Origin of the sequence: Litchfieldia alkalitelluris (assembly GCF_002153425.1) — a bacterium.
GTDB classification, from domain to species: domain Bacteria; phylum Bacillota; class Bacilli; order Bacillales; family Salisediminibacteriaceae; genus Evansella; species Evansella alkalicola.
The window spans coordinates 3,299,374-3,312,907 of the sequence record NZ_KZ119600.1 but is presented as its reverse complement, the minus strand read 5'-3'; the positions used below and the strand labels follow the sequence as shown (position 1 = coordinate 3,312,907).

Sequence of the window (13,534 nt, the reverse complement as noted above, 5' to 3'; positions counted from 1 at the left end):
GGTGATGTTATGCCTGAACTTCCAGAAGTAGAAACAGTGAAGAGAACATTAACTGAATTAATCTTAAACGAGAAAATAAAAGATGTAATAGTAACTTGGCCTAAAATGATAAAAAAGCCCGATGATACGGAAGAATTTCGACACAGGTTAATCGGTCAGACATTCAATAATATAAAAAGAAGGGGGAAGTTCCTAGTATTTGAGCTTGATGAATATACCCTCGTATCTCATTTGAGAATGGAAGGCCGATATGGCGTTTTTAAGCTAAGTGAAACACCAGATAAACATACCCATGTAAGGTTTATACTTGAAAGTGAAAAAGAGCTAAGATACCGCGATGTTAGAAAATTTGGAACGATGCACTTATTCCCTAAAGGAGAGGAAGAGAACTCCCTACCTCTGTCACAATTAGGTGTAGAACCATTTTCAGATGAATTTACTGTCGAGTTATTAGGCAATATCCTTGCAAAAACAAATAGAAAGTTAAAGGTCGCCCTATTAGACCAGACAAAGCTAGTTGGCTTAGGGAATATATATGTGGATGAAGCGTTGTTTCGAGCAGGACTTCATCCTGAAAAAGAGGCGAACACTCTCGAATGTAAGGAATTAGTGAGACTCCATCAGAGCATCATTAATACTTTACAGGAAGCAGTGGAAATGGGCGGCTCATCAATCAAAACCTATGTCAATGGACAGGGAGAAATGGGGATGTTCCAGCAGACGTTATTTGTTTATGGTCGTCAAGGCAATGCATGTAAAAATTGTGGTACTAGCATTGAAAAATCTGTTGTTGGTGGACGGGGAACTCATACTTGTCCAGAGTGTCAAAAATAAAAATATGGGCTATTTAATATATTTTCACGTACATTGGAAAAGCCGCCTCCATATACTATCGTATCAATGTTGTGGAAGGGGTTCTTACCAATGGTGGAAATATTTTCTTTACTGCTCCTCGCTTTTGCTGTCAGTATGGATAGTTTTGGTGTTGGGTTAACTTATGGACTGAGGAAGATGAAGCTTCCACTAACGTCATTATTATTCATAGCTGGCTGTTCCGCCGCCTCCATACTTATTGCCATGACACTTGGAGATGCACTTTTACGATTTATGTCTCCTGAAATAGCTGAATCCATCGGGGGAATTATTTTAATTGGAATTGGGGGCTGGGCTATTTATCAAGTGTACCGGCCAGCAAAGAATGATAAAAAAACAAAAAAAGAACGAGAGACTATTGTAAATCTCGAATTGAAAAAACTTGGAATTGTTATAAAAATCTTAAGAAAGCCGATGGTAGCCGACTTAGATAATTCTGGTACAATAACTGGAAGAGAAGCGTTACTTTTAGGGTTTGCCCTTTCCTTAGACGCGTTTGGTGCAGGAATTGGGGCAGCTTTAATTGGTTTTCCAGCATCTATAATGGCTATTAGCGTTGGTATTATGTGTGCAGTCTTTTTAACGTTTGGAATGAAGAGTGGCTGGCGTTTTTCTGAAGCCAAGTGGGTACAAAATTTTTCTTTTTTACCAGGGTTACTCCTTATTCTGATTGGGGTGTGGAGCTTATAAGTCCCACACCCTTTGTCATCAATTTATGGGAGGTGGTTATATGATTATAGGTTTAACTGGGGGGATTGCGACAGGTAAATCCACAGTTTCCAAGATGATAATGGAGCGTGGAATACCAGTCGTAGATGCAGATATTATTGCAAGACAAGTGGTTGAACCAGGGACAAATGGCTTTAAACAAATCGTACAAGCCTTTGGTGAAATTGTATTAACAGAAGAACACACCTTAGATCGAAAACAACTTGGCAAACTTATTTTTAATGATACTAATAAAAGAAAAGTATTAAATAATATCCTCCATCCTGAAATCAGAATGGAGATGCGAAGGCAATCCGATGAGTATCTCAAGGCTGGGCACAAAACAGTTGTACTTGATATTCCACTTCTTATTGAGAGTAATTTAAAGTACATGGCAGACAAAATTTTACTTGTTTATGTACCGCAAGAAATTCAAATAGAACGGCTCATGAAACGGGATCAGTCAACAAAGGAAGAGGCTATGAGTAGAATTAATTCCCAAATGCCAATTGATGAAAAAAAAGAAGTTGCTGACGATATTATATTCAATGATGGCGCGATAGCAGAAACAGAGGAACAGTTAGACAACATACTGAAGCGCTGGAAAGTGGAATGATAAACATTCCATTTCATTGTTTGATTGAATATTTTGGGCTACTTGAGAGAAGTTATAGATGGAGTCGATTCTCAAGGAGGGATAAAAGTGAATCACAATTCTGGTCAAATTGAGAACTACATAAATAAAGTAAAAAATACAATCGAAAATGCTCAAAAAGAATTAGCAGAGGTTAAAATGATAAGGGAAAATGACCCAACAGAGTTTTCCTATCTTTTGCACGAACTCCAAGAACTACAACAAGAGATGCCGATGTATATACAGCAAGCAAGTCCAGTTGAGAAAGAAAAGCTGTTAGAGGCAAAGGAGTACCTTCAATATACACAGGAGGTAATGGAAAAAGGAATATAGATTGTTGAAGCTCACTTAAGGGAAACCGAAAGTGGGTTCTTTTTTTGTGTAGCCTAAAACTAGGGAATCTATCTCGGTCCGCTACATATTTAAAAAAATTGAACAAATTACTCCTCATATTGCATACAATGTGTTATACTTTTAATCGTTGAATAACGATAAAGTATATTATATATGTTGGAGGAGGATGTGTAATGGTGAAGGTTGCAATTAACGGCTTTGGGAGGATAGGTAGAATGGTTTTCCGAAAGGCAATTACAGATCCTGGGTTAGAAATTGTTGCAATAAATGCAACATACCCTGAAGAAACGTTGGCACATCTAATTAAATACGATTCAATACATGGACCCTTCTTTGGGAATGTCCAGGTAGATGATAAAGCCCTCATTGTGAATGGGGAAAAAATAAATTTATATCAAACACGTGAGCCTCTTGAGCTTCCCTGGGATAAGTTAGGGGTGGATATCGTAGTAGAAGCCACTGGTAAATTTAAATCGAGAGAGCTGGCATCAAAGCATCTGCAGGCAGGTGCAAAAAAAGTAGTTATTACAGCACCAGGTAAGGGAGAAGATTTAACGATTGTCTACGGTGTTAATGAGCATAAATATAAACCTTCCTCACATGACATTTTATCTAACGCATCTTGTACAACGAACTGTCTAGCTCCTGTTGCAAAAGTACTTCATGAGGAATTACAAATCACTTCCGGTATGATGACAACCGTGCACTCTTACACGAATGATCAAAATAATATTGATAATCCGCATAAAGACTTAAGGCGTGCTAGAGCATGTGGACAATCAATTATACCTACATCAACAGGGGCAGCAAAGGCGATTTCGAAAGTACTGCCAGAGCTAGATGGGAAATTAAATGGTCTGGCCTTACGTGTCCCAACGCCAAATGTATCACTAGTTGATCTGGTTGTAGACGTAAAAAGAAAAGTTACAAAAGAAGATGTAAATGGTATTTTAAAAAATGCCAGTGAGAGAGATTTGCATGGAATTTTAGCATATACAGATGAGCCATTAGTATCCACTGACTTTAATGGTAGCGAGTATTCATCCATTATTGATGGTTTGTCCACCATGGTGCTCAATGACAGACAAATTAAAGTTCTAGCTTGGTACGACAATGAGTGGGGCTATTCATGTAGAGTGGTGAATTTGATTCAACTAGTGGCCGATCATTTAAGAAATGCAAAAATTAATGTTTCATAACTAGTTGCTCTCTGAATCAACTTTATTAGGGGCTGAAATGGGAAAAGGGAAAAAATTTATTGTTCGACCTTTTCACTCCTTCAGTCCCTAATATTGTATAGGTAGAGAATAACGAGATCATCGAAGTATTTGTTATTCATCGCCATTTTGGAATATCCCTCCTTACATAAGTAGATGGATTGTGACAGACGCTATATCAAGAAGGAACATCCCTCTTTCAAAAAAATGATTGCAAATCGATTTTAAACAAAGTATACTATTTTCCGTGAACTTCGTTTAAAAAAGCAAGGGATATATGTTACGCAAAGGGTTAGGACCTCTCTGGACTAACTTTCCCCCAGTAGTAATGTATTCCGCCATGCTTTAGAAGGCATGATAAATTGTGTTTAAGGGGGATTTTCAATGGAAACAATGGGACGTCACGTTATTGCTGAATTATGGGATTGTGACACAGAAAAATTGAACAACATCAACTATATTGAAAGGCTATTTGTAGACGCAGCACTAAAAGCAGGAGCAGAAGTTAGGGAGGTTGCCTTCCATAAATTTGCACCACAAGGTGTGAGTGGGGTTGTTATTATAAGTGAATCGCACTTAACGATACACAGCTTCCCAGAGCACGGTTATGCGAGTATTGATGTATACACTTGCGGAAATTTAGATCCAAATGTAGCATCACAATATATATCTGAGAAATTGAATGCAAAGTCCACCGAGGTTGTAGAATTACCTAGAGGTATGGGCCCAATTAAAACGAAGGATAATAAAGTTTTAAGTGTTCATTCAGGTTAAGAGTAGGAGGTGATATTTTCACCTCCTTTTTCTAATATACTTATCAAATTTTTTGTGTATCTTTATAATTTCATTTGAACAAGCTGTCGTTTCTTGCTATTCTTAATAGTGGTAAGGTGGGATGATAAATGAGTATAAAACATACTTTGCAAAAATATTTTAGCAAACAAACAGAAACAAAAGAAGATCATTTTGATGAAAAGCTTAGAACGCATTATTACAAGTCCACTAAAGATAAAGTGATGAAAGAAATTGAAAGTATGCTCAGTCAGATGCAAGGTTTTAAAATTGCATCTATTTCAGAAGAGCATGGTGAAATCATCGTTCATATCACAAAGGGGAAAAAAGCATTTATGGTTATTACTGTTATTATGGTAAAACCATTCCGAACAGCAGTGGATTTATCAATATCAACTGATTCTTTCCTTTTTACTGATCTCGGATATAGTCGCAAATTAGTTTATGAACTATATTCTGAAATGAACAAGAGAATGAGTTTTGTTGGAACATCGCTAGGAGACAGGTTAATACAATCTTAAGGAACTGATACGATGGAGATGATCAGTAATGTTATGTCCAAATTGCCAGCATAATGGAACAAGAGTTTTAGACTCTAGACCGAGTGATGAAGGTAGGTCAATAAGAAGAAGACGTGAATGTGAAGAATGTAGCTATAGATTTACGACTTTCGAACGTGTTGAGAAAACCCCTTTGATTGTAGTGAAAAAAGGTGGGAATCGTGAAGAATTTAGTCGAGAAAAGGCTTTAAGAGGAATAATTAGAGCTTGTGAAAAAAGACCAGTCCCTTTAGAGAAATTAGAAAATATCGTTGAATTAGTGGAAAGAGAAATAAGGAATCAAGGAGTTTCTGAAATACAGAGCCATGATATTGGGGAACAAGTGATGGAGCATCTTGCAAAGATTGATGATGTTGCATACGTGAGGTTCGCCTCTGTTTACAGGCAGTTTAAGGATATAAATGTGTTTGTTGATGAATTGAAGGACTTGTTAAATAAAGGGAACCAAAAATAATCAGAATTTATTGGAGCGGAGATACGCTCCATTTTTCTCTATTTAGAGAGGAATTATTCCATTTCTGTGAATAATAGTTTCTTGGAATAGTAGTTAATTAATATTAATATTTGTATAGAGGTGAGATGTGTTGCATTGGAAGGAAATTTTGCCATCAGATCGATTTATAGCATATATGCAGAATCAGCTTCATGAAACTGACAGGGATATATTAACACTCCTATATCAACCTTTAGTTGGAGCAACAGCATACAGCCTTTATATGACTTTATTTAGCTTGATAGGCCGAAATGAAGGAAAACGCTGTGAAAAAACACATAAAACGTTAATGGTCTATACAGGACAACATTTAGATGAGATTTTTCTTGAAAGAAAAAAGTTGGAAGCTATAGGTTTGTTAAAAGTTTTTAGGGAAAAGCAAGATGGAGAATTTATTTATTATTACGAATTACAGACGCCATTATCACCAAATGATTTTTTTCAGGACGATATGTTAAGCGTCTTTTTATATAACCGAATCGGTAGTAAGGATCAATATATTCAACTACGAAATTCCTTTAAAATTGATAGAATTGAAACAGACAATAAAGAAAATATTACGAGGTCTTTTGATCAAGTCTTTACCTCTGTTCATCCATCTGAGATGACTAGCAATGACCCAGATACATTAGAGGTCTTGTCAAATGATGCCTTATTAGAGGGTCGAAGTGAGAAGGCGGATTATAGAATGAGTGGAGAAGACTTTGATTTTGACCAATTACTTGCGCTTATGCCGCCATTTGTGTCTAAAAAGGAATTACAAAAAAGTGATAATGAACGAATAATTAGGCAAATGGCTTTTCTATATAAAATGGATGCACTACAAATGAGTAGTGTTATTCAAGATGCGATACTTCACACTGATGAGTTGGACTTAGGAGAACTGAGAAAACAGGCGAAACGCCGCTATCGCATGAATGAGCCTGATAAACCACCAAGTTTAGGCTATCGAATTCAATCTGAACAATTAAGAACACCTAAGTCAGCACCGTTAACTGACGAAGAAAAACAAATCCATTACTTTGAAACAACACCACCCATTGAGTTTATGGAAGAGTGGGGGAACGGCGCAAAGGTTTATCCAGGAGATGTAGATATCATTGAACAGTTAATGTTTGAATACAAGCTGGAGCCTGGTGTTGTAAACGTACTATTAGAATACATCTTCATATTATATGATAAAAAACTGACGAAGAACTTAGCATTTAAAATAGCGAATCAATGGGCAAGGGCCCAATTAAAGACTGTGAAGGAAGCAATGGATTTTGCTAAGAAGCAATATGAAAGTTTTGAAGCAAGTAAGCAAAAACAAGGTGAGTCAAAAGCAGCAACTTCGAAAAGGTTTGAAAACAAAAACAATGTCCGACAGGAGCCTCTACCAAAGTGGATGACAGATGAGGCATGGAATAAGGAAGAGAGTAATCCAGACGATTTAGAGGAAGCGAAAAAGAAAGTAGAAAAGTATAGAGAGTTGTTAAAGGGAAAGAAACAGGAGGGATAATTGGTGGATTCCATTGGTAAAACACTGCGTAATATGCCTGGGGGAAAGTTTGAGGAGAGGTTGAAACAGATTTCAGCTGATATGTTGAAGGATCAACGCATTCAGAGCTTTCTTACAAAACATGCTGTAACTGAAAAGCAAATTGATAAGGGAATGAATGAACTTTTTCAATACAAAACTCAGTGGGATAATTGTGATTCCTGTACTGGCCTTGAATCATGCCCAAATGTGATGAAAGGATACCAGCCACAGTTATCTATTTATCGAAATGACTTTCAATTGGAATATCAAATTTGTCCACTTATGAAAAAGGTTGAAAACAACAGGCGACAAGCTTCTTTAATTCAAAGTTTATATATTCCTAAAGAAATGACATCAGCAACCTTTGAAGATGTTCATGAAGATACACCATCTCGAATTGAAGCTATTGTCAAAGCGATGGAGTTTACGGTTAATGTAAACCCAGGTGAAAATGGACAAGGATTATATATTTATGGACCGTTTGGGGTGGGGAAAACTTTTTTAATGGGTGCAATTGCTAATGAATTGGCTGAACGAGATATTCAAACAATGATTGTGTATACACCTGATTTTTTCAGAGAGTTAAAGAATGGTATTCAGGATGGATCTTACCAGAAAAAATTAGATCAAGTGAAACGCTCCCCTGTATTAATACTAGATGATATTGGTGCTGAGACGATGTCAAATTGGGTGAGAGATGATATTCTTGGTACTTTACTACAGTTTCGAATGATGGAGAAGCTACCTACGCTATTTACCTCTAATTATGATTTAGATGAACTGGAAAACCACCTCGCATATACGCATCGTGGAGGACTTGAAAAGCTAGATCAATTAAAAGCAAAAAGGATTATGGAGAGGATTCGGTATTTAAATACCGTGATTGACATGAAAGGTGAAAATAAAAGAGCTTAAAACTTTGTGAAAGAAATTCAAGTTTATTCAGCCTTTTATTAAGAAATAAATTATCTTCTATGTTACGATAGAGTTAATTAGGTTTAGTAGATTGAAAGATTGGAGGCGTGACAATGAGTATTGACCATATACTTGATCGTGCCCGTAATGGAGAAAGGATCTCTGTTGAAGACGCGGTACGTTTATACGAAAGTGATGAAATTGAAAAAATGGGTGCTGTAGCAAATGAAATAATGAAAAAATGGCATCCAGATCCAGTGACAACATTTGTGATTGGACGTAACGTAAATTACACAAATTTTTGCGATACATATTGTCGCTTTTGTGCTTTTTACCGACCACCAGGACATGAAGAAGGTTATGTGTTAGGCAACGAAGAGATTTTTAGTAAAATTCAAGAAACAATTGATATAGGTGGAACAGAGATTTTAATGCAAGGTGGAACGAATCCTGACCTTCCGTTTAGCTATTATACCGATTTACTTAAGGAAATTAAAAAGCGTTTTCCAGAAATAACAATGCATTCTTTTTCACCAGCAGAAATTTACAAGATGGTTGAAGTTTCAGGATTATCTTTAGAAGAGGTATGTCGTCAGTTACATGAGGCAGGATTGGATTCCCTTCCTGGCGGTGGTGCCGAAATCCTAGATAACCGTACGCGGAAAAGAATTAGTCGTTTGAAAGGTACTTGGGAAGAATGGATTGACTGCATGAAAACTGCAAAAAACGTTGGTATGCACGGTACTGCAACGATGGTTATTGGTTTTGGTGAAACATTTGAAGAGCGTGCCATGCATTTACAAAGGGTTCGTGATGCACAAGATGAGTCCGAATGCTTTTTAGCATACATTTCATGGTTATTCCAGCCGGATAACACAAACATGAAAGGTGACAAGCTAACTCCTGAAGACTACTTGAAAAATGTTGCTATCTCTAGGATTTTCTTAGACAATATTCCAAACTTCCAATCATCATGGGTAACAATGGGGCCAGAAATAGGGAAGAAATCCTTATCATTTGGCTGTAATGACTTTGGTAGTACAATGATTGAAGAGAATGTTGTTTCTGCCGCAGGTGCAACACACAAGGTGAATACGAACTTAATTCTTCAATTAATCCGTGAAGCTGGGAAAGTACCAGCTCAACGTGATACGAAGTATAATATCATTCGGAAATTTGATGAAACAGAAAGTGCAGAAAAAGATTTTATTATGCAAAACTAAATAAGATAAAAAACACATCACTTCAAAGTGGTGTGTTTTTATTTTAATTGGCTACCGTGAAAATACTAAACTTGTGTAGGTTCTTATGAAGTCGATTGCTTATTTCTGTGAAAAGTTTGTAAGCCACTTAAATTTTATATTGCTCGCAACCGGCATTGGTACTACTTATTTTTTAGACAGAATAACAAACTCCAGCGATTTGAGGTGGATTTTTTAAAACTGTGATTCATAATTGGACGACACCCCCATATATATGTAATAGATGTTTGCAAAGAGTTGAAGTGACAAAATGTGTATTTACGCCATGACTCTCAACTCGATTGCACGATTGGGAGGGGCTGCCGTTGTTAACAATTCAGTTTAAGGATTACGATTTATGTGAGGCCTTCTATAAACAGTTACTTCTTTCCATGGATACATATGGTGGTGTGAAACAAGCTATCTATGTAAAGGAAGCTGGTGATTACACCAACCTTTGTATTGATCTTTTTACAATAGATGGTGAAGAGAATGCAAGGCGACACTGTGTTGCCTCTGTATTAACGAATGTCACAATTAAGAATGTTCTACCACTGTGGATTGAAGAATGTTTACGTGAAAGCTTTCATTATAAGGACCAGTTTGAAATTGATGAGATTGTTCAGCATGGAAGAGATTTATTTTACAATCCTAAATCTTCCATACCTTTAAAAACGTCCTTTATCACATGGCAAAATGAAATGTTTGATCTTTATTATCAACTAATACGAAATACGATCCGCTTTTCTTATGACTCTTTCTTGAAATTTAGGTTGCGAGAGCAAAAGGAACAGATAGTAGAAATAGTGGAAAAGGCTATTGATGAGTATAAGATGGAGCATGATTATCAAGAAATGCTTAATACTTGTAGGCTTTACTTGAAAAATAATGTACCAAAGCTCCCTACAATCCATTTATATCTTGATGATGAAGTCAGTATTGTTGATGATAGTCATGGTGAGAAAATCTCTGCTGATAAAATCAGTAGATGGCTCCCACCAGAGTTGAATTTTGAAGCACCATTGCCTATTAATGAACGGGTAATAGGACCTATCGTAACCATTGCACCAGAGAAATTGTTTGTTTATCCATCTAAGTCTCAGGAAGGACTATTGCAGACATTACTTTTAATATTTGAAGAGAGGATAGAAATTAGGGGAGATAAGAGACAACAAATTTCTAACTTTATTTAATTTAATGGTAAGTAGAACTTATACTTGTATTTTCATGTTAGGATAATATTTCAGTAGATTGTCTGTACTACCCTTGATTTTCTTTAAATGGATGATTATAATACTATCCATAAAGGAAATACAGGGAATAGCAATGATAAGGACATGAGTAATTTCAATACGGCTTACAGAGAGGGAAGTCAAGGCTGGAAACTTCCTAGTACGAGAAATCACTCACCACCTTTTAGCTTTAGTACAGAACGAAGACATTTCTATTAAGTACTAACGGACTCACCGTTACAGAGTAATGAAGCCAAGTGATTTTTCATTTGGAAATTAGGGTGGAACCACGTGTAACCACACTCGTCCCTTGCTTGAGGGATGAGTGTTTTTTTATTTGTCTCTGAGATCTTAACAGAGACCTATTTTTAGTGGAACAAATTATTTTTATAAAGGAGTGTTATGTTATGGCGGAAGTCGCAGAAAAAATTGTAATGACATTTCCAGATGGTGCGAAAAAGGAGTTTCCTAAAGGAACGACAACCGAGGAAATTGCTGGATCCATTTCACCTGGGCTAAAGAAAAATTCATTAGCAGGAAAAGTAAATGGAGAAATGGTTGATCTACGCACACCTATCGAAGAAAATGGAGATTTAGAGATTATCACTTACGATAGCCAAGATGGTTTAGAAATACTGCGTCATAGTACTGCCCATTTAATGGCACAGGCTGTTAAACGTTTATATGAAGATGTAAAACTTGGAGTAGGCCCTGTGATAGAAGGCGGATTCTATTATGATATTGATATGCCGCACTCTTTAACTCCTGAAGATCTTGAGAGAATTGAAAAGGAAATGAAAAAAATAGCGGATGAGAATTATGAAATCCGTAGAGTAGAAGTGACACGTGAAGAAGCAGTGCAGAGATATCAGGAGATTGGTGATGAGCTTAAGCTAGAATTACTAGAGGATATACCTGCAAACGAAAAAATTAGTATATATGAACAAGGTGAATTTTTTGACCTTTGCCGTGGTGTTCATATTCCTTCAACTAGCAAAATTAAGAAGTTTAAATTAATGACTGTGAATGGTGCCTACTGGCGCGGAGATAGTAAAAACAAGATGCTTCAACGTATTTATGGAACAGCTTTTCCGAAGCAAGGCCAATTAGATGATCACTTAAAGATGCTTGACGAGGCTAAAGAAAGAGATCATAGGAAATTAGGTAAAGAGCTTGGGATTTTTACGGTCAATCAAAAGGTAGGACAAGGTCTCCCATTATGGTTACCTAAAGGAGCAACGATTCGTCGTACAATTGAACGTTATATCGTCGATCTAGAAGAGCGCCTTGGTTATGATCATGTGTATACACCTGTACTAGGTAGTGTAGAGTTATATAAAACTTCTGGTCACTGGGATCATTACCATGAAGATATGTTTCCAGCAATGGAAATGGATAATGAAGATCTAGTTCTTCGTCCAATGAACTGTCCACATCATATGATGATATATAAAAACCAATTACACAGCTATCGAAACTTACCAGTTAGAATAGCTGAATTAGGAATGATGCATCGTCATGAAATGTCTGGTGCACTTGCCGGGTTACAACGAGTAAGAGCAATGACATTGAATGATGCACATATCTTCTGTCGTCCTGATCAGTTGAAAGATGAATTTATACGAGTAGTGGAATTAATCCAAGCTGTTTATAAAGACTTTGGTATTAACGACTATTATTTCCGACTATCCTATCGTGATCCTGCTGATAAAGAAAAATATGTTGATAATGACGAGATGTGGGATAAGGCACAAGCTATGCTGAAAGAAGCAATGGTGGATATGAAGGTTGACTTCGTAGAAGCTGAAGGGGAAGCAGCATTTTATGGTCCTAAATTGGATGTACAAGTAAAAACAGCATTAGGTAAGGATGAAACTTTATCTACAGTTCAGCTAGACTTCCATTTACCAAATCGTTTCGAACTGACTTATGTTGGGGAAGATGGGAAAGAACATCGTCCTGTTGTTATTCACCGTGGTGTAGTATCAACGATGGAACGCTTTGTTGCCTTCCTTTTAGAAGAATATAAAGGTGCATTCCCAACTTGGTTAGCCCCAGTTCAAATTCAAGCTATTCCAGTTAGTGAAGTTCATATGGATTATGTTAGAAAAGTGGAAGATGAACTAAAGCAAGCGGGGGTTCGTGTTCATGTAGATGTGCGTGATGAGAAGCTAGGATACAAAATTAGAGAAGCACAGATGCAGAAAATCCCGTATATTTTAGTTCTCGGAGATAAAGAAATAGAAACAAACAGTGTAAATGTTAGAAGATACGGGCAAAAGGAAACAGAAGTAGTAGGTTTAAGTGAATTTGTATCTTCCTTACAAGATGAAATAAAAAATAGAAAATAATTTTAAGAAGAGACTGGGACTAAAGTTATGTCCCGGCCTCTTTTAATTTATGTCATTAAACGGACTGATCTTTCTTTTAATTTTTATGATACTATGTTTCTTTTTCTTCTTATAGAACTTTTCCAACTGTTGAATCGTATTTTCTAACTCCACTTTATTCTCCATACTTTCTTCTATTTCATGTAACAAAAGATTAAACTCTTCATCAATATGCTGTTCAGCCATTTTAAATTCTTTATATAACTGATATAAGTCACGAAGGGTTAGGGTCTCATCTTCGATTTCCTCTTGCCAATCATCTAGTAGATTTCTTATTGCTTCCTCTGCCTTTTCCTCTAATTGTTGTAATTTTTCTGTATAGTCTATTGTTTCTACTTCATTGACCGTTGTTGTAAATGATGTGAATAAATATAGTAGTATAATTGTTAGCATCCTTTTTAATCTCCTTCATTCGTTCTCTCCAACTATAAATTTTGTCAACTATTAACGAAAATACTCAATGTAATTGTGAAAAATATATGGAATCATGTCTTAATTTTAATCATTAGGATGGATTATATACTATACTTTTAAATAGAGGTTTTGTAGATTTTATAGGTAATTATACTGAAAATAGAGAAAAGTTGTATTGTGATATGGTAA

At 36.3% G+C, this 13,534-nt stretch carries 14 protein-coding genes and 1 other annotated feature; of the genes, 13 read left to right on the top strand and 1 reads right to left on the bottom strand.

Translation table 11 applies throughout. The features are described 5' to 3' along the window. Positions 1-9: 9 nt before the first annotated feature. From mutM to thrS, 13 genes are all read left to right on the top strand, one after another. Positions 10-834: a DNA-formamidopyrimidine glycosylase gene (gene mutM, locus BW724_RS16020; RefSeq protein ID WP_088076183.1), complete on the top strand. Its 825-nt coding sequence runs from the start codon at positions 10-12 to the stop codon at positions 832-834. Between the two features lie 90 nt (positions 835-924). Further along, positions 925-1,563: a sporulation membrane protein YtaF gene (ytaF, locus tag BW724_RS16015; protein WP_088076182.1), complete on the top strand. Its 639-nt coding sequence runs from the start codon at positions 925-927 to the stop codon at positions 1,561-1,563. Between the two features lie 40 nt (positions 1,564-1,603). Next, positions 1,604-2,197, top strand: a complete 594-nt coding sequence (gene coaE, locus BW724_RS16010; protein ID WP_088076181.1) for a dephospho-CoA kinase — start codon at positions 1,604-1,606, stop codon at positions 2,195-2,197. 87 nt (positions 2,198-2,284) lie between these two features. Further along, complete coding sequence (locus BW724_RS16005) at positions 2,285-2,548, top strand: DUF2524 family protein (RefSeq protein WP_088076180.1); 264 nt, start codon at positions 2,285-2,287, stop codon at positions 2,546-2,548. Positions 2,549-2,742: 194 nt separating this feature from the next. Beyond that, complete coding sequence (locus tag BW724_RS16000) at positions 2,743-3,768, top strand: glyceraldehyde-3-phosphate dehydrogenase (RefSeq protein WP_088076179.1); 1,026 nt, start codon at positions 2,743-2,745, stop codon at positions 3,766-3,768. Positions 3,769-4,170: 402 nt separating this feature from the next. Beyond that, positions 4,171-4,560, top strand: coding sequence for an adenosylmethionine decarboxylase (gene speD / locus BW724_RS15995; protein WP_088076178.1), 390 nt, complete (start codon positions 4,171-4,173; stop codon positions 4,558-4,560). Positions 4,561-4,688: 128 nt separating this feature from the next. Further along, the gene (locus tag BW724_RS15990) at positions 4,689-5,099 is read left to right on the top strand and encodes a DUF1499 domain-containing protein (RefSeq protein ID WP_088076177.1); all 411 of its coding nucleotides are present in this window, start codon (positions 4,689-4,691) and stop codon (positions 5,097-5,099) included. Positions 5,100-5,127: 28 nt separating this feature from the next. Continuing rightward, complete coding sequence (gene nrdR, locus BW724_RS15985; RefSeq protein WP_088076176.1) at positions 5,128-5,592, top strand: transcriptional regulator NrdR; 465 nt, start codon at positions 5,128-5,130, stop codon at positions 5,590-5,592. A gap of 130 nt (positions 5,593-5,722) precedes the next feature. Continuing rightward, a complete protein-coding gene (locus BW724_RS15980) occupies positions 5,723-7,132 on the top strand; it encodes a replication initiation and membrane attachment family protein (RefSeq protein WP_088076175.1) in 1,410 nt (469 codons plus the stop codon). 3 nt (positions 7,133-7,135) lie between these two features. Next, positions 7,136-8,068, top strand: a complete 933-nt coding sequence (gene dnaI, locus BW724_RS15975; RefSeq protein ID WP_088077979.1) for a primosomal protein DnaI — start codon at positions 7,136-7,138, stop codon at positions 8,066-8,068. 113 nt (positions 8,069-8,181) lie between these two features. Next, entirely contained in the window at positions 8,182-9,291 is a 1,110-nt protein-coding gene (gene mqnC, locus BW724_RS15970; protein ID WP_088076174.1) for a cyclic dehypoxanthinyl futalosine synthase, read from the top strand. 344 nt (positions 9,292-9,635) lie between these two features. Beyond that, positions 9,636-10,502, top strand: a complete 867-nt coding sequence (locus tag BW724_RS15965; protein WP_088076173.1) for a putative sporulation protein YtxC — start codon at positions 9,636-9,638, stop codon at positions 10,500-10,502. A 124-nt stretch (positions 10,503-10,626) separates the two neighbouring features. Further along, positions 10,627-10,855, top strand: a binding site (T-box leader). Positions 10,856-10,948: 93 nt separating this feature from the next. Beyond that, positions 10,949-12,892, top strand: coding sequence for a threonine--tRNA ligase (thrS, locus tag BW724_RS15960; RefSeq protein ID WP_088076172.1), 1,944 nt, complete (start codon positions 10,949-10,951; stop codon positions 12,890-12,892). A 42-nt stretch (positions 12,893-12,934) separates the two neighbouring features. Here thrS and BW724_RS15955 read toward each other — a convergent pair whose 3' ends face one another. Then, positions 12,935-13,324, bottom strand: coding sequence for a hypothetical protein (locus tag BW724_RS15955; protein WP_088076171.1), 390 nt, complete (start codon positions 13,322-13,324; stop codon positions 12,935-12,937). Positions 13,325-13,534 lie beyond the last annotated feature (210 nt).